Source organism: Dactylosporangium sp. CS-047395 (assembly GCF_050942185.1).
In the GTDB taxonomy this organism is placed as follows: domain Bacteria; phylum Actinomycetota; class Actinomycetes; order Mycobacteriales; family Micromonosporaceae; genus Dactylosporangium.
The window spans coordinates 8,088,963-8,108,698 of sequence record NZ_CP192015.1 but is presented as its reverse complement, the minus strand read 5'-3'; the positions used below and the strand labels follow the sequence as shown (position 1 = coordinate 8,108,698).

Annotated in this window: 19 protein-coding genes; 16 read left to right on the top strand and 3 right to left on the bottom strand. The window is 72.6% G+C overall.

Annotated elements, in window-relative coordinates:
- Nucleotides 1-3 precede the first annotated feature (3 nt).
- Genes ACQP00_RS38120 through ACQP00_RS38110 form a run of 3 tightly spaced genes read left to right on the top strand, consistent with a single transcriptional unit; the run spans nucleotide 4 to nucleotide 2,843 of the window.
- Nucleotides 4-975 (top strand): carbohydrate ABC transporter permease, encoded by a 972-nt coding sequence (locus ACQP00_RS38120; RefSeq protein ID WP_433205613.1) that lies wholly within the window; start codon nucleotides 4-6, stop codon nucleotides 973-975.
- A gap of 3 nt (nucleotides 976-978) precedes the next feature.
- Nucleotides 979-1,893, top strand: coding sequence for a carbohydrate ABC transporter permease (locus ACQP00_RS38115; RefSeq protein WP_433205610.1), 915 nt, complete (start codon nucleotides 979-981; stop codon nucleotides 1,891-1,893).
- Complete coding sequence (locus ACQP00_RS38110; protein ID WP_433205607.1) at nucleotides 1,890-2,843, top strand: acetylxylan esterase; 954 nt, start codon at nucleotides 1,890-1,892, stop codon at nucleotides 2,841-2,843. Before ACQP00_RS38115 ends, ACQP00_RS38110 begins: the two co-directional genes overlap by 4 nt.
- Before the next feature lie 121 nt (nucleotides 2,844-2,964).
- On the opposite strand, the gene ACQP00_RS38105 is transcribed toward ACQP00_RS38110, so the two are convergent.
- Complete coding sequence (locus tag ACQP00_RS38105) at nucleotides 2,965-3,375, bottom strand: hypothetical protein (RefSeq protein ID WP_433205604.1); 411 nt, start codon at nucleotides 3,373-3,375, stop codon at nucleotides 2,965-2,967.
- A gap of 95 nt (nucleotides 3,376-3,470) precedes the next feature.
- Here ACQP00_RS38105 and ACQP00_RS38100 point away from each other — a divergent pair, with 95 nt between their 5' ends.
- Both ACQP00_RS38100 and ACQP00_RS38095 read left to right on the top strand, forming a co-directional pair.
- Nucleotides 3,471-4,139 carry a helix-turn-helix transcriptional regulator gene (locus tag ACQP00_RS38100; RefSeq protein ID WP_433205601.1) on the top strand — a complete coding sequence of 223 codons (669 nt, stop codon included), beginning with the start codon at nucleotides 3,471-3,473 and terminating at the stop codon, nucleotides 4,137-4,139.
- 9 nt (nucleotides 4,140-4,148) lie between these two features.
- Nucleotides 4,149-4,823: a pentapeptide repeat-containing protein gene (locus ACQP00_RS38095; protein ID WP_433205598.1), complete on the top strand. Its 675-nt coding sequence runs from the start codon at nucleotides 4,149-4,151 to the stop codon at nucleotides 4,821-4,823.
- 30 nt (nucleotides 4,824-4,853) lie between these two features.
- Here ACQP00_RS38095 and ACQP00_RS38090 read toward each other — a convergent pair whose 3' ends face one another.
- Both ACQP00_RS38090 and ACQP00_RS38085 read right to left on the bottom strand, forming a co-directional pair.
- Nucleotides 4,854-5,966: a hypothetical protein gene (locus ACQP00_RS38090; protein WP_433205595.1), complete on the bottom strand. Its 1,113-nt coding sequence runs from the start codon at nucleotides 5,964-5,966 to the stop codon at nucleotides 4,854-4,856.
- On the bottom strand, nucleotides 5,963-6,466 hold the full coding sequence (locus ACQP00_RS38085) for a SigE family RNA polymerase sigma factor (RefSeq protein WP_433205592.1): 504 nt from the start codon (nucleotides 6,464-6,466) through the stop codon (nucleotides 5,963-5,965). The genes ACQP00_RS38090 and ACQP00_RS38085 overlap by 4 nt, the downstream gene beginning before the upstream one ends.
- A 232-nt stretch (nucleotides 6,467-6,698) precedes the next feature.
- Between ACQP00_RS38085 and ACQP00_RS38080 the strand changes: the two genes are divergently transcribed.
- From ACQP00_RS38080 to ACQP00_RS38030, 11 genes are read left to right on the top strand one after another with little or no spacing between them, the layout of a single operon-like run.
- Nucleotides 6,699-7,784 carry a LacI family DNA-binding transcriptional regulator gene (locus ACQP00_RS38080; protein ID WP_433205589.1) on the top strand — a complete coding sequence of 362 codons (1,086 nt, stop codon included), beginning with the start codon at nucleotides 6,699-6,701 and terminating at the stop codon, nucleotides 7,782-7,784.
- Complete coding sequence (locus ACQP00_RS38075) at nucleotides 7,781-8,716, top strand: ribokinase (protein ID WP_433205586.1); 936 nt, start codon at nucleotides 7,781-7,783, stop codon at nucleotides 8,714-8,716. The genes ACQP00_RS38080 and ACQP00_RS38075 overlap by 4 nt, the downstream gene beginning before the upstream one ends.
- Nucleotides 8,716-9,105 (top strand): D-ribose pyranase, encoded by a 390-nt coding sequence (rbsD, locus tag ACQP00_RS38070; protein ID WP_433205583.1) that lies wholly within the window; start codon nucleotides 8,716-8,718, stop codon nucleotides 9,103-9,105. The genes ACQP00_RS38075 and rbsD overlap by 1 nt, the downstream gene beginning before the upstream one ends.
- Nucleotides 9,105-11,105, top strand: coding sequence for an ADP-ribosylglycohydrolase family protein (locus ACQP00_RS38065; protein WP_433205580.1), 2,001 nt, complete (start codon nucleotides 9,105-9,107; stop codon nucleotides 11,103-11,105). Before rbsD ends, ACQP00_RS38065 begins: the two co-directional genes overlap by 1 nt.
- The gene (locus ACQP00_RS38060; protein ID WP_433205577.1) at nucleotides 11,102-12,496 is read left to right on the top strand and encodes an ABC transporter substrate-binding protein; all 1,395 of its coding nucleotides are present in this window, start codon (nucleotides 11,102-11,104) and stop codon (nucleotides 12,494-12,496) included. The genes ACQP00_RS38065 and ACQP00_RS38060 overlap by 4 nt, the downstream gene beginning before the upstream one ends.
- Nucleotides 12,493-13,389, top strand: a complete 897-nt coding sequence (locus tag ACQP00_RS38055; protein ID WP_433205574.1) for a carbohydrate ABC transporter permease — start codon at nucleotides 12,493-12,495, stop codon at nucleotides 13,387-13,389. The genes ACQP00_RS38060 and ACQP00_RS38055 overlap by 4 nt, the downstream gene beginning before the upstream one ends.
- Nucleotides 13,386-14,273: a carbohydrate ABC transporter permease gene (locus ACQP00_RS38050; protein ID WP_433205571.1), complete on the top strand. Its 888-nt coding sequence runs from the start codon at nucleotides 13,386-13,388 to the stop codon at nucleotides 14,271-14,273. Before ACQP00_RS38055 ends, ACQP00_RS38050 begins: the two co-directional genes overlap by 4 nt.
- Nucleotides 14,270-15,664, top strand: a complete 1,395-nt coding sequence (locus ACQP00_RS38045; protein WP_433205568.1) for a sulfatase family protein — start codon at nucleotides 14,270-14,272, stop codon at nucleotides 15,662-15,664. Before ACQP00_RS38050 ends, ACQP00_RS38045 begins: the two co-directional genes overlap by 4 nt.
- The gene (locus ACQP00_RS38040) at nucleotides 15,664-17,277 is read left to right on the top strand and encodes a hypothetical protein (protein WP_433205565.1); all 1,614 of its coding nucleotides are present in this window, start codon (nucleotides 15,664-15,666) and stop codon (nucleotides 17,275-17,277) included. Before ACQP00_RS38045 ends, ACQP00_RS38040 begins: the two co-directional genes overlap by 1 nt.
- Nucleotides 17,274-18,746, top strand: coding sequence for a sulfatase family protein (locus ACQP00_RS38035; protein WP_433205562.1), 1,473 nt, complete (start codon nucleotides 17,274-17,276; stop codon nucleotides 18,744-18,746). The genes ACQP00_RS38040 and ACQP00_RS38035 overlap by 4 nt, the downstream gene beginning before the upstream one ends.
- Nucleotides 18,743-19,696: a formylglycine-generating enzyme family protein gene (locus tag ACQP00_RS38030; protein ID WP_433205559.1), complete on the top strand. Its 954-nt coding sequence runs from the start codon at nucleotides 18,743-18,745 to the stop codon at nucleotides 19,694-19,696. The genes ACQP00_RS38035 and ACQP00_RS38030 overlap by 4 nt, the downstream gene beginning before the upstream one ends.
- Nucleotides 19,697-19,736 lie beyond the last annotated feature (40 nt).

Here is a 19,736-nt window from a genome sequence, read left to right as displayed (position 1 = left end):
CCCGTGTCCACCACCACGCTCGTCCTCGCAGTGGCCGTCACGGCGGGCGCCCCGCTCGTCGTGCTCGGCTACCTCGCCGGGGTGGAACGCCTGCTCGCCCTGCTGCCGGTCACGGCCGGCGGCAGGGCCCGCCCCTGGGCCTGGCTGCTGCCGCCGCTGGCGCTCGTGGCGATCTTCCTCGTGTACCCGATGCTCAACACGATCGTGCTGAGCCTGCGCGACGCCGCCTCCGAGCGCTGGGTCGGGCTGGCCAACTACCGCGCGACGCTCGGCAGCGACGAACTGCTCGACGCCCTGCGCAACAACGCGCTCTGGCTGGTGCTGCTCACCTGCGGCTGCCTGCTCGCCGGGCTGGTCATCGCGGTGCTGGCCGACCGGGTGCGCTACGAGGTGGCGGCCAAGTCGGTGGTGGTGCTGCCGACCGCGGTGTCGTTCGTGGCCGGCGCCGTCATCTGGAAGTTCATGTACGACTACCAGGCCCCCGGCTTCCCGCAGACCGGCACCCTCAACGCCCTGCTGACCGGCCTGACCGGCGCCGACCCGGTGCCCTGGCTGGTCGACACGCACACCAACAACGCCGCCCTGATCGCGGTCGGCGTGTGGATGACCACCGGATTCGCCACGGTCGTCATCTCCGCCGCGCTCAAGGAGGTCCCGGCCGACCAGATCGAGGCCGCCCGGCTGGACGGGGCGGGTTCCTTCCAGGTCTTCCGGTACGTCGTGCTGCCCCACCTGCGCCCCACGCTCGTGGTCGTGGCGACCCTGCTGGCCATCGGCGCGCTGAAGGCCTTCGACGCCGTCTACGTCATGACGAACGGCAACTACCACACCGACGTCATCGCCAACGTGCTGTACCGGCAGCTGTTCGTCAACGCCGACTACGGCCGGGCCAGCGCGGTCGCGGTGCTGCTGGCGGTGCTGGTGCTGCCGGTCCTGGTGCTCAACATCCGCGCCCTGCGCCGAGAGGAGGGGTGAGCCGTGGACGTCCTCGTCAAACCGGGCCGGGACCTCGCCGCCCGGCCCCGCACCGAGGTCACCCGGCGGGCCGCCCGCCCGCGCCGGTGGCCCGCCCGCGTGCCGCTGCACCTGACCCTCGCCCTGATCTGCGCGATCTGGCTGGTGCCGCTGGCCGGGCTGCTGGTGAGCTCGTTCCGGCCGCCGTACGCGATCTCGACCACCGGCTGGTGGGCCGCGTTCGCCACGCCGGGCGACTTCAACCTCGACAACTACGTCACCGTGCTCACCCAGAACCACCTGGCCCAGGCGTTCGGCAACAGCCTGCTCATCACGCTGCCGGCGGTGTCGCTGATGACCACGTTCGGCTCGGTGGCCGCGTTCGTCTTCGCCCGGATGCGCTTCGCCGGCCGCCGTCTCGCCTTCACCTTGGTACTGGCCCTGCTCGTCGTCCCGATGCAGCTCGCCCTGGCCCCGGTGCTGCGCCTGTACAACGTCACGCACCTGGCCGGGACGTTCACCGGCGTCTGGCTGGTCCACTGTGGATTCGCGCTGCCCTTCGCCATCTACCTCCTGCGCGGGTTCTTGGCGAGCCTGCCCGGCGAGCTGTTCGAGGCGGCCGAGATGGACGGCGCCTCCCCGGTGCAGCTGTTCGTGCGCATCGCCCTGCCGCTGAGCCGGCCCGCGCTGGCCTCGTTCGCCATCTTCCAGTTCCTGTGGGTCTGGAACGACCTGCTCGTCGCGCTCATCTTCCTGGGCGGCAACCCGGAGGTCGCCCCGCTCACGGTCGCGGTGAGCAACCTCGTCAACGCCAACACCGGGCAGGGCTGGCAGCTGCTGACCGCAGCCGCCTTCGTGTCGATGGTCTGCCCGCTGCTGATCTTCCTGACCCTGCAACGGTACTTCGTGCGGGGCCTGCTGGCCGGGGCCGTCAAATGAGCGCTTTCGACCTGCCGATCGAGCAGCTGTGGACGTACCGCCCGCCCCGCGACGAGCCCGCCGACTTCGACCTGTTCTGGAAGCAGACCCTGGCCGACGCCCGCCGGCCCGACCTCGCGGTCGCCTGTGACCCGGTCGACGCCGGACTGTCCACGGTGGACACCTTCGACCTGACCTTCGCGGGGTACGGCGGCCAGCGGGTGCACGCCTGGCTCGTCCGCCCGCACGGTGCGGCCGAGCGGCTGCCGTGCTTCGTGCAGTACGTCGGCTACGGCGGCGGCCGCGGCTGCGTCACCGAGCACCTGCTGTGGGCCAGCGCGGGGTACGCCCACATCGTGATGGACGCCCGCGGCCAGGGCAACGACACCCCCGACCTCGTGGTCCCGGCCGACGGCGGCGAGTCCGGCCACGTGACCCGCGGCAGCCGCGACCCGGCGACCTACTACTACCGCCGCCTGTTCACCGACGCCGTCCGCTGCGTCGAGGCGGCCCGCGCCCTGCCGTGGGTCGATCCCGCCCGCATCGTCGTCGGCGGCGTGAGCCAGGGCGGCGGCATCGGCCTCGCGGTGGCCGCCCTGGACCCGGCCGTGGCGGCGCTGCTGTGCGACGTGCCGTTCCTGTGCCACTGGCCGCGGGCGGTGCGGATGGCGCTGCGGCCGCCGTACGCCGACGTGGCCGAGCTGTGCGCCCGCCTGCGCCACCGCGCCGACGGAGTCCTGGCCACCCTGCGCTACTTCGACGGCCTGCACTTCGCCGCCCGGGCCACGGCGCCCGCCGTGTTCTCGGCCGCCCTGCTGGACCAGACCTGCCCGCCCTCGACGGTCTTCGCCGCGTACAACCACTACGCCGGCCCGAAGGAGATGGTCGTCTTCCCCTTCAACGACCACGAGGGCGGGGGCGCGCCCCACGCCCAGTGGCAGTTGGGGCGGACGCGCGAGCTGCTGGCTTGACGACCGGCTCAGAAGTGGTACGGCGAGCAGCCCGGCGTGAAGTAGCCCGTCACCACGTCGGCGTTGCTCATCGCCGAGCGGTTCCCGGCCGCGTCGACGGCGGCGGCCAGGGTGCGGCGGATCATTGGAGCCTTCCTCTCCACTGGGCCAGGCGGGCCAGCGCCAGCGCGGCCAGCAGCAGGCCGAAGTCGCGCAGGGCCACGTCGTAGAAGCCGGGGATGAGCAGCAGGTTGACGATGATGCCGCCCAGCCAGGCGGCGACCAGGTAGCCGCCGAAGCGCGGGGCCAGGGCCACCACGAGGCCGGCCACCACCTCGACGAGGCCGACCGCGTACATCGCCTGCTGGGCCGTGCCCGGCACGAGCCGGTCGATCGCCGGGGCCAGGTAGCCGGGCCAGTCGGTCAGGACGTTGGCGAACTTGTCCAGCCCGAACAGGACCGGCGCGGCCGTGAAGCCGAGGCGCAGCAGCCAGAAGGCCTGGTACGCCGGGTCGGTGCGGAGCCTTTCGCGGGCGGGTGCGACGACATCCATGAGCTCATCTCCTTCTAACGGACATCGATGTGTACGTTAGAAGCATCGACCTGTTTCGTCAACTATCGTGTCCGTTAGAACAGGGGGAGGGCGCGATGGACGACTTCGACGGGATCGCCGCACTGGCCGAGCCGGTGCGGCGGGCGCTGTTCCGGTTCGTGGCGGCCCAGCCCGAGCCGGTCGGCCGCGAACAGGTCGCGGCCGCGGTCGGCGTGCCGCACCACGTGGCCAAGTTCCACCTCGACAAGCTGGAGGCCGAGGGGCTGCTCGAGGTCGAGTACCGCCGCCCGCCCGGCCGGGGCGGTCCCGGCGCCGGCCGCCCGGCCAAGCTGTACCGCCGCGCCGCCCGCGAGATCGCGCTGAGCGTGCCCCCGCGCCGCTACGACCTCGTCGGCCGGGTCATGGCCGCCGCGATCGCCGCCGCCGAGCGCACGGCGACCCCGGTGACCGAAACCCTGCCGGCCGCCGCGCGGGACGCCGGCCGGGCCCTGGGGGAGCAGGCCCGCCGCCCGGCCCCGGCCGCCGACCTCGTGCGCGACGTGCTGGCCGGCAACGGGTACGAGCCGCTGCCGACCACCACGGGGATCGCGCTGGCCAACTGCCCGTTCCGCGCGCTCGCGGTCGACTGGACGGACGTGGTCTGCGCGATCAACGTCGACCTCGTCGGCGGCCTGCTCACCGCCCTGGGCGCGGACGGCGAGCTGGAGGCGCGGCTGGCCCCCGACCCCGGCCGGTGCTGCGTCGTGGTGGAGCCGCGACCGTAGGCTGGCCCGATGCAGAGGGTCACCGGCGGCGACTTCAGCGGGCGGCGCTTCGACGACACGGCGGCGTTCGCCGACACCCGCTTCGAGGGCGAAACCCGCTTCGACGGGGCCGTGTTCGCCGGGCCGGCCTGGTTCTACAACGCGCGCTTCGCCGCCGGCGTCGACTTCGCGGCGGCCCGGTTCGGCGGGCGGGTCCGGCTCGACCACCCGGCCGCCGACCTGTCCGGCGCGCACTGGACCGGCAACACGGCCGACGGCCCCTCCGGCTGGCCGCTGGGCTGGGCGCCGCCGGAACGGGGTGGACCCCTCGGCAAAACCGACCGGCCCGAGGAGCGCCAGGCGGTCGTCACCGCCCTGTGCGCGCTGCTGCGGGCGCCCGCCCTCGGCGACCTGCGCACCGACAAGCCCCGCCGGGAGACGCAGCGGCGGCTGGTCGAGCGGCTGCGGGAGTGGCCCGGCCTGCACGTGAACCTGTGCGCGGCCGTCCTGATCGACCTCGACCTCGCCGGGTGCGCGGCGGCGTACGCGGACTTCTGCGGTGCCCAGTTCCACGGCACCACCCGCTTCGCCGGGAGCGCGATCGAGCGCGCCGTCTTCTCCCTCGACGGGCCGTACGGGCACGCGACCTTCCACGGCGACGCGGTCTTCGACGGGCCGGCGCCGGAGCACGCGGCCTTCGTCTGAACAGCCGAGCGCGCCCCACGGCCGGCTGGCTCAGCAGTGCCAGATCGCCGGCGTCCTCCCCCCGTAGCCGACGATCGTGCGGCCGTCGGCGCTGATGTCGACGAGGGCGCCACCGGTGCCGCCGTCCGGTGCGGTCAGGACGGCGAGCCCGCCGTCCCGCCACAGGGCCGGGCCGGGCGTAGGGCCGTAGGAGGAGCCGACGACGGTGCCGGTGGCGCTGACGGCCCGGGCCGCCAGGCCGGGCAGCGCCTCGACCGCGCCGGTGCGGCGGTTCCAGCGGACGGCCTGCTTGCGCGGTCCGGTGTGGCCGGCCCAGCCGGCGATCCAGTCGCCGGCGACGTCCACCGCCGCGCCGCCCTCGCCCGGGCCGGCGGGCGCCGGGAGGAGTGCGGCGCGGGCGGGGGGCAGCCAGGTGGCGGCCCGGCCGCCGTTGTCGACGGTGCCGACGATCAGGCCGTCGTCCGCGATCCGGCCGGCCGAACGCGAGAGGGTGTCGCCGTTCAGGCCGAGCGGGTTCGGCGCGTCGATCATCCACAGGACGGCCAGGCGGCGGCCGTTGCGGTCGGCCGCACCCACGAGGTCGCCGCGGCTGTTGATGCCGAGCGCGTCGGCGGCGGTGGTGCCCTCGTACACCGGCAGCCGCACCGCCTCGCCGCCCCGGAACACGGCGGCCTGGTGGTCGAGGGTTCCGGCGATCACGCCGGCCGCGTTGACGTCGTGGGGTTCGAAGCCGCGCCCGCCGGCCGGGACGGTGGGGGCGCCGTCGGTCCAGACGACCAGCCAGGGCCCGCCGGCGGCGTCCAGCCGGCCGACCACGAAGCGGCCCGACGGGTCGATCGCCGCGACGGACACCCGGCCGTCCCGCCCGGGCCGGGCCAGCGGCGCGACCGTGCAGGCCGGCGGGGGCACGGTCGGCACCGCGGCGATGGCCGGCCCGGCCACCATCGGCGGGCGGGCCTCCGCACGGACCACGGCCACCGCCGTCCCGGTCAGGGCGACCGCGCCGGCCAGCCCGGCCGCGGCCAGGGCCCCGATCCGCCGCCGGCGCGCGCTCGCCCGCGCCGCGGCCAGCACCGACTCGGCCCGCAGCCCCGAGTCCGGGACCGCCAGGGCGGTGAGGACCCGCATCGGATCGTCGCTCATGGGAGGCTCCTCTCGGGGTGGGCGATGACCCGCCGCAGGGTCTGCAGCGCGGTCGCGGTGCGGCTCTTGACCGTGCCCTCGGCCAGGCCGAGAATTCGCGCGACCTCGGCCACCGGCAGGTCGCACAGGTAGCGCAGGGTGACGACCATCCGCTGCCCCTCGGGCAGCCGGTGCAGGGCCTGGCGGACCAGCAGGGCGTCGTCGACCCGCCCCTCGCCGCTGGCCGCGGCGACGTCCGGCGGCGGGTCCACCAGGGCGACCCGCGCCCACGGCCGCCGCCGGTCGGCCAGGCAGGCCCGCACCACCATGGTGTGCACGTAGGCGTCGAGGTGCTCGACCTCGGCGATGCGCCGCCACCGCCGGTACAGCACGGTCAGCGCGTTCTGCACCGCGTCGTCGGCCCGGTCGCCGTCCCCGAGCACCAGGAAGGCGACCCGGTGCAGCCGCGGGATGCGGGACCGCACGTACTCCACGTAGTCGTGCTCGAGGTCGGGCCGCACCGGGTCTCCCTCCCGTCGGTGTCGTATGAGGGATGCACGGCGCCGGCCGCCGGGTTCGAAATTTGTCACACCGGAATGTGTCCGCCGTCACGTCGTGCGACCGGCGCGGCGCCGAGCGTTGCCGTGGATCACGATCAGGTAACGGCCAATCAACACGTGTTGCTGAAGTAAATGTGCTCGTCACATGCTCGCAATCACATCGATTGCAACACGGGTTGCTGCTGGAGGATGCGTGGTCACGCGTCGTGCTGATGTCGCCAAACTCGCCGGTACCTCGCCGGCCGTCGTGAGCTACGTGCTCAACGGCGGGCCGCGGGGCGTCTCGCCCGAGACGCGGGCGCGGGTGCTCGCCGCCATCGAGCAGCTCAACTACCGGCCCAACGGGATCGCCCGCTCACTGCGCACGAACCGGACCATGACGCTGGGGCTCGTCGTGCCCGACACGTCCAACCCGTTCTTCGCCCAGCTGGCGCACGCGATCGAGGAGGCCGCGTTCCGCGAGCAGTACACGCTGCTGCTGGGCAACGCGGCCGAGGACGACGAGCGGCAGACCACGTACGTGCGCACCTTCCTGGCCCGCCAGGTCGACGGGCTGTTCCTGGTCCCGGCGCACGGCCCGGCCGGGTGCCTGCCCGAGCTGCTGCGGTCCGGGGTGCCGTTCGTGACGCTGGACCGCCGCCTCCCGGGTGCCGCCGCGCCGGCCGTGCTGGCCGACAACCGGGCCGGGGCGCGCGCCGCCGTCGAGCACCTGCTGCGGCACGGGCGCCGCGCGATCGCCTGCATCTCCGGGCCGCAGGACGTGGTGCCGGCCAACGAGCGGGTCAACGGCTGGCGCGACGCGCTCGCCGAGGCGGGCGTGCGGCCCAGTGAGATGTCGGTCTGGCACGGCGCGTTCGGGCGCCGGGCCGGCTACCTCGGCGCCCGCGAGCTGCTGGCCGGGCGGGACTTCGACGCCGTGTTCGTGGCCAGCGACGAGCAGGCCATCGGGGTCCTGCGGGCGCTGCAGGAGCTGGGCATCCGCTGCCCCGAGGACGTGGCCGTGGCCTCCTTCGACGGCATCGCCGCGGCCGCCTACACGACCCCGGCGCTCACCACCATGGCCCAGCCGTTCGCCGAGATGGGCCGGGTCGTGCTCGACCGGCTCCTCGACGCGATGGACACCGAGCGGGACCCGGACGCCGCGGCGCTGACCGTGCTCCCGGTGACGCTGCTGGCCCGCGGCTCCTGCGGATGCCCCGACCCGCCGGGCGGCGAAGTCACCGAGGAAGCCGCCGAGGAGCACGACGAAACACCGGAACAACAGGGAGAACGGGCGTGAACAAGGTCATCGTCGTCGGCAGCGCGAATGTCGACGTCATCTCCCGGGTGGGGCGGCTGCCCCGGCCCGGCGAGACGATATTGGGCCGGGACAGCGAGTCCGCGCTCCTGCCCGGCGGCAAGGGCGCCAACCAGGCGGTCGCCGCGGCCCGGCTCGGCGTGCTGACGCTGCTGTTCGGCGCGGTCGGCGCGGACGCGTTCGGGGCCCAGCTGCGCGACACCCTGAGCGCGGAGGGCGTCGGGCTCGCGCATCTGTCCACCGTGGACGGCGCCACCACCGGCGTCGCGCAGATCGTGGTGGCCGCCGACGGGGAGAACACCATCGTCGTCTCCTCCGGCGCCAACTTCCGCTTCGCCCCGGCCGCCCTCGCCGACCTGCCGGCCGTGGTGGAGCCCGGCGACGTGGTGCTGCTGCAGCTGGAGATCCCGGTCGCCACCTGCCTCGCCGCGGCCGGGATCGCCCGGGCCGCCGGGGCGCGGGTCGTGCTCAACGCGGCCCCGTCGCCCGAGGGTGCCGATCCGGACCTGGCCGACCTGCTCGACCGCGTCGACGTGCTCGTGGTCAACGAGACCGAGGCCCTGGCCATGGCGACCGAGGCCGGTGCGGAAGGGAACTGGTTCGCGGTCGCCGCCGCGCTGCGCAAGCAGGGCCCCGACGCCTGCGTCATCACGCTCGGCGCGGACGGCGCGGTCGCCTCCGACGACGCCGGCGACTGGCACCAGCCCGCGTTCCCGGTCGACGTCGTCGACACCACCGGGGCCGGCGACGCGTTCTGCGGCGGGCTCGCGGCCCGGCTCGCGGCCGGCGGCGGCCTGAACGACGCGGTGTGCACCGGCGCGGCCGCCGGCGCCCTGGCCACCGGGCGCCTCGGGGCCCAGGCCGCGCTGCCGGACCGGGCCGCCGTCGAGGCGCTCGCCGGGGGGTGGTCCTGATGCGCGGTACCGGCCTCTGGCACCCCAGACTGCTCGCCGTGGTAGCCGCGATGGGCCACGGTGACCTGCTCGTCGTGGCCGACCCCGGGCTCCCGGTGCCGGCCGGCGTCGAGGTCATCGACCTGGTCGTCAGCCGCGGCGAGCCCGGCTTCCTCACCGTGCTGCGCCCCGTCCTCGGCGAGCTGGTGGTCGAGGCGGCCACCATGGCCGAGGAGCTCACCGACGACAAGCTCGCCGCCGCCGTGCGCGACAGCCTCGGCGCCGTGCCGCTGGACCTGGTGCCGCACGAGGAGCTCAAGGCCCGCACCGGCCGGGCCCGCGCCGTGGTGCGCACCGGTGCGGACACGCCGTACGCCAACATCGTCCTGCGCGCGGGAGTGCCGTTCTGATGACTAAGCTGCCCAACGACCACGCCGAACGGGTCTACGCCGGCGTCCTCGGCAAGATCATCGCCGTCTACCTCGGCCGCCCGTACGAGGGCTGGACGTACGAGAAGATCCAGGCCGAGCTCGGCGACATCACGTACTACGTCAACGACCGCGCCGACGTGGCCCTCAAGCACCACCTGTTCCTGGTCACCGACGACGACATCAGCGGCACGTTCGTCTTCCCGCGGGCCCTGCGCGCGGTGGGGCCGGACCCGAGCAGCGCCGACGTCGGCGACACCTGGCTCGACCAGATCGTGCCCGACACCTCGGTGCTGTGGTGGGGCGGCCTCGGCAACTCCACCGAGCACACCGCGTACCTGCGCATGCGGGCCGGCATCAAACCGCCGGAGAGCGGCTCGATCGCCCGCAACGGGCAGGTCGTGGCCGAGCAGGTCGGCGCCCAGATCTTCGTCGAGGGCTTCGCGATGACCTGCCCGGGCGACCCGGCCGGGGCGGCCGACCTGGCCGAGCGGGCGGCCCGGGTCAGCCACGACGGCGAGGCGATCCACGCGGCCCGGGTGGTCGCCGCGCTCGTCGCCGGGGCGTTCACCGAGACCGGCATGGACGCGTTGCTGGACACCGCGATCGCGCTGGTGCCCGCGGACTCGCTCATCGCCCGCATCCACCGCGACGTGCGGGCCTGGGCCGGCGAGGGCGACTGGAAGGCGACCCGCAAGCGGATCGACGAGGAGTACGGCTACCACCGCTACGGCGGCAACTGCCACGTCGTGCCCAACCACGCGATCGTGGTGGCCGCCCTCGCGCACAGCGGCGGCGACTTCGACGCGGCGATGACCGTGGTCTGCACCTCCGGCTGGGACACCGACTCCAACGCCGGCAACGTCGGCGCGATCTGCGGGGTGTTCGGCGGGCTCGCCGGACTGTCCAACCACGACTGGCGCGGGCCCGTCGCGGACCGGATGTACCTCCCGGCGGCCGACGGCGGCGGCTGCGTCACCGACGCCGCCCGCGAGGCCCTCGCCCTCGTCGACGTGGGGCGGGTCCGCAACGGGGAGGCGCCGCTGCCCGCCGGGCCGCGGTTCGGCTTCGCGCTGCCGGGCTCCGTGCACGGCTTCCGGGCCGAGGACGGCACGACGGCGGTGTCCAACGTGGACGGCGCGCTCGCGATCGGCGGGGCGGCGACCGTGCTCACCCCGACGTTCATCCCGCCCGACGCGCGCGACATGCCGATCTACGCGCTCGTCGCCAGCCCGTCGCTCTACAGCGGACAGACGATCGTCGCGCACGCCGACGGCCCGGCCCGGCTGGCGCTGCGGTACTACGACGGCGACGACACCGTACAAACGCTGCATGGTCCTTCGTTTGTGGACGGTCGGGCCGAGTGGACGGTGCCGGACCTCGGCGGCCGCCCGGTCGTGGCGGTCGGACTGCGCACCGACGGCCCGGCCACGCTGCGCGACCTGGACTGGACGGGCGCGCCGAGCGTCACGCTGACCCGGCCCGAGGACGGCGGCACGATGTGGCGGCGCGCCTGGGTGCCGGCCCTGGACCGCTACGACGCCCGCTGGCCCGAGCCGTTCCGGATCGTCCAGAACACCGGCACCGGCCTGCTCGTCACCGGCGCGCAGGAGTGGCGGGACTACACGGTCACCGCCGACGTCACCCCGCACCTGGCCGCCGCGGCCGGGCTCGCCGCCCGGGTCCAGGGCCTGCTGCGGTACTACGCCCTCGAACTGGCCGGCCTGGACACCGCCCGGCTGGTGCGCGGCGGCACCGTGCTCGCCGAGACGCCCTTCCCCTGGTCCTACGGCACCACCTACCAGCTCACGCTCACCGTCGCCGGCGACCGCATCCGCGCCGGCGTCGACGGCACCACCCTGTTCGACCTGACGGACGGCTCGCTCCCCGCCGGAGGGGTGGCCCTGCTGGTCATCGAGGGCCGCACCGCCACCCAGAAGGTCGAGATCGCCCCTACACCCCCGAATGAGGTTTCGTCATGACTGCTTTGAGCCGCCGCCGCTTCCTGTCCGCCGCCGGCCTCGCCGGTGCCGGGATCGCCGCCCCCAGCCTGCTCGCCGCGTGCGGGGACGACACCGACGCCGGCAAGGGCAGCGGCAAGGGCGAGATCAGCCTGTGGATCGACATCACCGGCGACGCCAACCAGAAGTACTTCGACGAGAAGGTGATCGGCGCCTTCCACGCCGCCAACCCCGACATCACCGTCAAGACGACCTACTACAAGGGCCAGGACCTCCGCCAGCAGGTGCAGACCGCGCTGCAGGCCCGCTCCGGCCCGGACATCGTGCGCGGCCCGAGCGCCACCCAGACGATCGCCTGGAGCAAGGCGCGGCTGCTGGCCGACCTCACGCCGTACGCCAAGCAGTGGGGCTGGAACGACAAGCTCACCGACTGGGCGGTCAAGGCATTCACCACCGACGGCAAGCTCTACGCGCTGCCGATGCGGGTCGACACCATGCTGCTGTACTTCAACAAGACCCTCTTCACCCAGAAGGGCTGGACCCAGCCGAAGAACCGCAGCGACCTCGAGGCGTTCGCGGCCGACGCGATGGGCCAGGGCATCATCCCGTTCGGCTCGTCGAACACCGACTGGACCGCGGCCGGCGAGTGGCTGATGACCCTGTTCTGGAACAACTTCGCCGGCGGCGACGCGGTCTACCAGGCGCTCACCGGCAAGACCCAGTTCACCGACCCGGTCTTCGTGGACACCGTCAGCCTGCTCAAGTCGTACTTCGACAAGGGCTGGATCGGCGGCGGGGCCGACAAGTACTTCTCGGTGCCGGCCGCCGAGGTGGGCGCCGGGCTCGGCAAGGGCACGGTGGCCACCATCCCGCAGGGCGAGTGGTACATGAGCAACATCGGCGCGTTCTTCGGCAAGGCCGGCAACAACACCAACGACTGGGACTGGATGGCCATGCCGCCGCTGTCCTCGACCGCGAAGGCCGACAGCTACGCGATCGGCATCGGCGGCTCGTTCGCCATCAACCAGGCCAGCAAGAACCAGGACGCCGCGGCCGCCTTCCTCAACTGGTACTACGGCGACCGCACGGCCGCCCTGCAGCGGATGGCCGACGTGCCGGCCACGTACAACATCCCGATCACGTTCAAGGCCGACGAGATCCCGCAGAAGACCGACCCGCGCGCGGCCCGCGTGCTGACCGAGGTCGACAAGGCGGTCAGCAGCGGCAACTACGGGTACGTCACCTGGACCTGGTGGCCGCCGAAGTCCGACGTCTACGTCTACGAGGGCCTGGAGCAGGTGCTCACCGGCAAGATCACCGCGGCCGAGTACTGCAAGCAGCTCGCCACCACGTTCACCGCGGAGCAGCAGCAGGGCAACCTGCCGCAGCTGATGCCGCGGACGTCGCAGTGACCACGCTGACCGCGCCGGCGCCGGGCCCGTCCCGGCGCCGGGCGGTGTGGCGGCGGGCGCTGGTCGGCTGGGCGTTCCTGGCCCCGCTGCTGGCGCTGAACATCCTGGTCGTGCTCGGCCCGTCGATCGCCACGGTGTACTACTCGTTCACCGACTGGACCGGCATCGGCCCGGCCAACCTGATCGGGTTCGACAACTACACCCGCGCGTTCACCGACCCGGCCGTGCACGAGGCGCTGCTGCACAACGCGATCTGGTTCGTGCTGTTCCTGACCGTGCCGATGGCCCTGGGCATGCTCGGCGCGCACCTGATCAACCAGGTGCGCCGGTTCCGGATGGTATACCGCACCCTGTTCTTCATCCCGTACGTCACCGCGTCGGTCGTCAACGCGGCGATCTGGAAGATGCTGCTGTCGCCCAACAGCGGGATCGCCGCCCAGCTCGGCTTCGACCAGGCCTGGCTCGGCGACCCGGCCACCTCCCTGTACGCGGTCAACTTCGTCGTCGACTGGCACTGGTGGGGCTTCCTCGCGGTCATCTTCTTCGCCGCCATGCAGAACGTCGACGTGCAGCTGTACGAGGCCGCGAAGCTCGACGGGGCCGGCCGCTGGCAGCAGTTCAAGTCGGTGACCCTGCCCGGCATCCGCCCGACGCTCGTGTTCATCGTGCTGATGACCGTCATCTGGTCGCTCAAGGCGTTCGACTACATCTTCATCATGACCCACGGCGGACCGGCCAACTCCTCCGACGTGGTCTCCACGCTCATGTACGACCAGGCGTTCAACCAGTACTCGGCCGGGTACGCCGCCGCGCTCGGGCTGTCGATGACCGCGGTCACCGGCCTCGTCCTGGCCGCCTACGCCTGGCTGCGCCGAAAGGGGTGGGAGGAGTGACGGCCACCGTCGCACCACCGCAGCAGCTGTCCACGCCGATCGCCGAACGGGCGCCGAAGAAGCGCCCGGCCGGCGGCCGCCACCCGGTGGCCTACACCGTGCTCACCGTGCTGGCGCTGTTCGCCGTCGGCCCCTTCGTGATCATGCTGTTCAACGCGTTCAAGAACAACGCCGAGATCGGCTCCAGCCCGCTGGCCCCGCCGACCTCGATCACCTTCGACAACTTCAGCACCGCCTGGTCGCAGGGCGATTTCAGCACCACGATGCGCAACAGCGTGATCCTGGTGGCGGGGGCCGTCATCGGTACGTGCGTCATCGCCGGACTGGGCGCCTACGCGCTGAGCCACCTGGAGGTGCCCGGCGGCGGGGGCGTGCTGGCCTACCTGTTCCTCGGCAGCACCATGCCGGTGCAGCTGTTCGTCGTCCCGCTGTTCTCGCTCTGGGCCGACCTGCACCTCACCGACAGCCTGTTCGGCCTGATGGTCATCTACTGGGCGACCGACGCGCCGTTCGCGACGCTGATGCTGCGCTCGTTCCTCATCAAGGTGCCCAAGGAGTTCGTCGAGGCGGCCCGGCTCGACGGCGCGTCCGAGGTGCAGATCGCCCGCAAGGTGATGCTGCCGCTGGCCTGGCCCGGCTTCATGACCGTGGCGCTCGTCGTCGGGCTGTGGGCCTGGAACGAGTTCTTCTGGGCCATCACGTTCGTGCACGACCCCGGCAAGCGGCCGATCTCCACCAGCTTCCTGTCCTTCCAGGACCAGAACTCCACCGACTGGGGCCTCACCAGCGCGGCCGCGCTGTTCATGCTCGTCCCGGTGCTCCTGCTGTTCATCACGCTCCAGCGCCGTTTCGTCGCTGGCCTCACCTCCGGCGGCCTCAAATGACCAACGTCATCCTCGTCATCGCCGACCAGCTGCGCCGCCAGGCGCTCGGCTGCTACGGCGACCCGAACGTCTCCACGCCCAACATCGACGCCCTCGCCGCGTCCGGGGCCCGCTTCGACCAGGCCTCCTCGACCTACCCGGTGTGCGTGCCGTTTAGGTTCACGCTCATGACGGGGGAGTACGCGCACACCCGCTTCATCCCGTCGATCGAGTGGCGGATGTCGCCGGCCGAGCGCACCCTCGCCGACGAGTTCAACGACCACGGCTTCGACACGGCGATGTTCGGCAAGTGGCACCTGTACGGCAACTTCGGGCACTACCCCGGCCACACCGTCGTCAAGGCGTCCCGGACCCCGGTCCCGCGCCCGTTCCAGGGCCGCTTCGGACACTTCGCCGGCTTCGACATCGCCAACGACCCCTACGACACCTGGTACTCCACCCACGACGACCCGACCATGCGCAAGCTGCCCGGCTACCAGACCGACGACCTGTTCGCGATGGCCGCCGAGTATGCCACGGCGGAGCGGGACAAGCCCTTCGCCGCGGTGCTGTCCGTCGAGCCGCCGCACCCGCTGTTCACCGCGCCGCCGGAGTACCTGGAGCGCTGGCGCGACCGGGACATCGTGCTGCGCGACAACGTGGAGGCGGACAAGCAGTACAAGAAGCGCGGGCCGCACGGCGAGGGCCTGCTGGCCGACCTGCGGGTCTACTACGCGATGATCGAGAACCTGGACGACAACATCGGCCGGCTCGTGGCGGCGCTGCGGGAGGCCGGCAAGCTCGACGACACGATCATCGCGCTCACCGCCGACCACGGCGAGCTGCTCGGCTGCCACGGGGAGCTGGCCAAACAGCGGCCCTGGGAGGAGTCGATCGGCACCCCGCTCATCATCGGCAACGTCGGCGGCGGGGGCCGGGTGCTCGACGAGCCGACCTGCACCGAGGACCTGTTCCCGACCCTGCTGGGGCTGGCCGGCATCACCCCGCGGGACCCCAAGCCCGGCCGGGACCTCGCGCCGCTGGCCCGCGGGGAGGCCGACGCGCTCGACCGCGACGGCGTGCTGCTGGAGTTCGTCGCCGAGATGCGTCCGAACATCCCGTTCCACGCCGAGACCTGGCGCGGGATTCGGACCCGCCGGTACAAGTACACCGTCCTCGGCGACGCCCACGGCGGCACGCCTTGGCAATTCTTCGACCTCGAGGCCGACCCCTTCGAGCTCAAGAACCTCGTCGACGACCCGACCGCGGCCGACGAGGTGGCCCGCCACCACGCCCGGCTGCGCGAGCTCCTCGCCGAGACCTACGACCACTACGTGCTGGCGCCCGCGTTCGGGCAGCCGGGACTCAACACCTGGGACCCCACCGCCGAGCACCAGTTGCGATTCGGGTGATGCAGATGCGCAAGATTCTCGTCGCGGGCCTCGCGATCGTCCTCCTGGCCGTCGCCGCCTCGCCCGCCGCCGCCAACGGCGCGCCCTACACCGGCAAGCAATACGACTTCGGTGGCACCGTCACGAACATCAACGGATCCATCGGTACCGTCGACACGATCGCCAACAGCATCGCCAGTTCGACCGCGGCGACCCTGAACGACGTGGCCGCGCACCGGGCGACCCTGCCGTACGGCGACATCACCCCCGGGGCCGGACCGGCGCTGAGCCTCTACCCGGGACCGGCCGGCGTCCCCGCCTCCAACTGGTACACGGCCACCGTCGACAACCAGTCCTCGTTCGTGTACAAGGCGACGGCCGCGAAGACCGACACCAACCGCGAGGCCGACACCTCCTGGACGAGCTTCTCGTTCGCGGGCTCGGTCACGGTGAAGGTGACGGCGGTCGGGCAGAGCGGGCTGACCGGCTGCCAGGTGCGGCCCCAGTCGGCCGCGATCGCCACCTCGTTCGCCGCCAACACGTGCACGTTCACGATGTCGAATCCGAAGAACGTCTCGGTGGAGTTCGCGCCGAACATCCACAACCCGATCGCGCACCCGATGCTGGTCTTCGCCAACCCGCCGGAGAACGACGTGCCCCCGGCCACCGGCGACCCGAACGTGCTCTACTTCGGCCCCGGCGTGCACGACATCGGCGCCGGCAACGCGATCACGTCCGGCAAGACGATCTACCTCGCCGGCGGCGCCTGGGTGAAGGGCGCGTTCATCGCCAACGGGCCGGTCAGCAACGTGACCATCAAGGGCCGCGGGGTGTTCGACGGCAAGTTCATGGACCTGGGCGACCAGGAGCTGAACAAGGACCAGCCGGGCATGATCGACATTGCCGACCAGGCGTCGCAGAACCTGCTCGTCGAGGGCGTCACGTTCGTCAACGCGCCGCGGTTCAACGTCCGGGCCCTCGCGCAGTACACGACGATCGAGAACGTCAAGACGATGTCCTGGTGGTACAGCACCGACGGCATGGTCGCCGGCAACAAGTCGCTCGTGGAGAACAACTTCGTCAAGTCCAACGACGACTCGATCAAGCTCTTCTGGGGCGACCAGGTGACCCGGAAGAACACCGTCTGGCAGCTGGAGAACGGCGCCCCGTTCATGATCAGCTGGAACCTGGCGAACAGCCCCACCAACTTCCACGTCTACGACAACGACGTCATCCACGCCGAGCACTACCAGATCCAGAAGTCCGGCATCTTCCGCGCCCTGCACGCCGGGCCGGGCACGCCGAGCCGCTACCTGTTCGAGAACATCCGGGTCGAGAACGCCAACTGGCGGCTGTTCTACCTCGCCGTCGACAACAACAAGTGGTACGACCCGGCGCTCGGCTACGGCGAGCTCGACCAGCTCATCTTCCGCAACATCCGGGCGCAGACGAACTTCCAGTACCCGAGCATCGTGCAGGGCATCGACAGCACCCACAAGGCGCGCAACATCAACTTCGTCAACGTGTACACGGACGGCGCCTGCCAGGCCGACGCGAGCCGGTTCAGCATCGCTCCCGGCAGTACCAACGCGGTCCGGATCGTGAAGAGCACCGACGGGAGCTGCTGGACGTGACGAACATCGTGATCGTCCTCGCCGACGACCTGGGCTGGGGCGACCTGGGCTGCTACGGCTCGGCGATCCCCACCCCGAACGTGGACCGGCTCGCCGCCGAGGGGGTGCGCGCCACGGACTGCCACTCCGCCTCGGCGGTCTGCACCCCCAGCCGGTACGCGCTCATGACCGGCCGGTACGCCTGGCGCGGCCCGCTGAAGAACTTCGTGCTGATGGGGCACGGGCCGGCGATCATCGAGCCGGACCGGCCGACGCTGGCGAGCATCCTGCGCGACGGCGGGTACACCTGCGGCGCCTTCGGAAAATGGCATCTGGGCCTGGGCTGGCGGCATGAGGACGGGTCGGTGCGCTCCGCGTTCACGCCCGGCGCGCGCCTGCACGACGACGTCGAGACCGACTTCGGCCGGGACATCGACTACACCGCCCCGGTCACCGGCGGCCCGACGGAGCTGGGCTTCGACCGCTTCTTCGGCATCGCCGGCTCGCTCGACATGCCGCCCTACGCCTTCATCGACCAGGACCGCACGGTCGGCGTGCCGGTCAAGGAGAAGGAGGTGTACCTCACCGAGCAGCGCCCCGGCCTGCAGGCCGACGGCTTCCGCGAGCAGGACGCCGACGTGGCCTTCACCCGCGCGGCGGTCGCCTTCATCGAGGAGCAGACCGGCCCGTTCCTGTGCTACCTCGCGCCCAGTGCCCCGCACCGGCCCAACGTCCCGCCCGGCTTCATCCGCGGCCGCTCCGGCCTCGGCGACCGGGCCGACGGCGTCTGCCTGGTCGACTGGGCGGTGGGCGAGCTGCGGGCGGCCCTGGAGCGCACCGGAGCGCTGGACGACACGCTGTTCATCGTCACCAGCGACAACGGCGCCGTCACGTACTTCACCGACGACGGCGACCCGTCGCGCCACTCGCCCAACGGCGACTGGCGCGGGCAGAAGGGCGACCTGTGGGACGGCGGGCACCGGGAGCCGCTCATCGCCCGCTGGCCGGGGCACATCGCCCCCGGCGGCGTGCTGGACGCCCCGATCTGCCTGACCGACGTCCTGCCGACCGCCGCCGCGGCCGCCGGGTCCTCGTTCGCGGCCGAGGACGGCCGGGACATCCTGCCCCTGCTCACCGGCGCGGAGCCGGGCGACCTGGACCGCCCGATCGTGCACCACAGCCTCGGCGGCCGGTTCGCGCTGCGCTCCGGCCGCTGGAAGGCGATCTTCTCGGCCGGCTCCGGCGGCGGCTTCTCCGAGCCGTCGATCAGCGACCTGTTCGCGACCGGCACCGGCAAGGCCCACGCGGCCCCGCCATGGGACGCCGAGCACCCGCAGGGCCAGCTCTACGACGTCTCGGCCGACCCGCGCGAGACGACCAACCTGTGGGACGCCCGTCCGGAGGTCGTGGCCGCGCTCTACGACCGGCTGCGTGAGATCTGCCGCGACCCGGCCAACGGGCTGCCGTTCGACGTAGGTTTGTCGGCGTGAGCTGCTGCAACCCACCCTCCTCCGGGCACGGTTCCGCCCTGGTGGAGCTCCCCTTCACCGTGCCCGCGCGGACCCGCGCCGAGATCCTCAAGGGCATGGTGGCGATCCCGGCGGGCCCGTTCCTCATGGGCGGCGACGACCCGGACGCCTTCCCCGACGACGGGGAGGGCCCGGTCCGCGAGGTCCACGTGTCGGCGTTCCACATCGACCCGCACGCGGTCACCAACGCGCAGTTCGCGAGGTTCGTCAAGGAGACCGGCTACGTCACCGAGGCCGAGCGCTTCGGCTGGAGCTTCGTCTTCCACCTCCTGGTCCGTGGCGAGGCGGCCCGGCGCGTGCTGGCCGGGAGCCCGGGCCAGGTCCCACCGTGGTGGCTGCCGGTCGAGGGCGCCGACTGGCGTCACCCGGCCGGCCCGGGCACCGGCATCGGCGACCGCCGCAACCACCCGGTGGTGCACGTCTCGTGGACGGACGCCGCCTGCTACGCGGCCTGGGCCGGCAAGCGCCTGCCGACCGAGGCGGAGTGGGAGAAGGCGGCGCGCGGCGGCCTGGAGCAGGCCCGCTTCCCGTGGGGCGACGAGTTCACCCCGCGCGGCGTGCACCGGTGCAACACCTGGCAGGGCGAATTCCCGCGCCGCAACACGGCCGCGGACGGCTACCTGGACACGGCACCGGTGGACGCGTACCGGCCCAACGGTTTCGGCCTGTTCAACACCTCGGGCAACGTGTGGGAGTGGTGCGCCGACTGGTTCAGCCCGTCCTGGCACGCCGAGCCGTCGGAGGAGACCCGGCAGGACCCGGCCGGCCCGGCGGAGGGCACGGCGCGGGTGATGCGGGGCGGGTCGTATCTGTGCCACGAGTCGTACTGCAACCGCTACCGGGTCGCCGCCCGCACCTCGTCCACCCCGGACAGCGCCACGGGCCACGCGGGCTTCCGCTGCGTCGCCTGAGGTTTCGCCCGCCCGCGCCTCAGACCCGAGCCCCGGCTGC

Excerpts from the sequence above, each read along its gene's own strand:
- ACQP00_RS38090 (WP_433205595.1), bottom strand. The coding sequence starts at position 5,966 with ATGAGCGACGATCCGATGCGGGTCCTCACCGCCCTGGCGGTCCCGGAC.
- rbsD (WP_433205583.1), top strand. The coding sequence starts at position 8,716 with ATGCGCGGTACCGGCCTCTGGCACCCCAGACTGCTCGCCGTGGTAGCC.
- ACQP00_RS38095 (WP_433205598.1), top strand. The coding sequence starts at position 4,149 with ATGCAGAGGGTCACCGGCGGCGACTTCAGCGGGCGGCGCTTCGACGAC.
- ACQP00_RS38105 (WP_433205604.1), bottom strand. The coding sequence starts at position 3,375 with ATGGATGTCGTCGCACCCGCCCGCGAAAGGCTCCGCACCGACCCGGCG.
- ACQP00_RS38040 (WP_433205565.1), top strand. The coding sequence starts at position 15,664 with ATGCAGATGCGCAAGATTCTCGTCGCGGGCCTCGCGATCGTCCTCCTG.
- ACQP00_RS38060 (WP_433205577.1), top strand. The coding sequence starts at position 11,102 with ATGACTGCTTTGAGCCGCCGCCGCTTCCTGTCCGCCGCCGGCCTCGCC.
- ACQP00_RS38100 (WP_433205601.1), top strand. The coding sequence starts at position 3,471 with ATGGACGACTTCGACGGGATCGCCGCACTGGCCGAGCCGGTGCGGCGG.
- ACQP00_RS38110 (WP_433205607.1), top strand. The coding sequence starts at position 1,890 with ATGAGCGCTTTCGACCTGCCGATCGAGCAGCTGTGGACGTACCGCCCG.
- ACQP00_RS38045 (WP_433205568.1), top strand. The coding sequence starts at position 14,270 with ATGACCAACGTCATCCTCGTCATCGCCGACCAGCTGCGCCGCCAGGCG.
- ACQP00_RS38065 (WP_433205580.1), top strand. The coding sequence starts at position 9,105 with ATGACTAAGCTGCCCAACGACCACGCCGAACGGGTCTACGCCGGCGTC.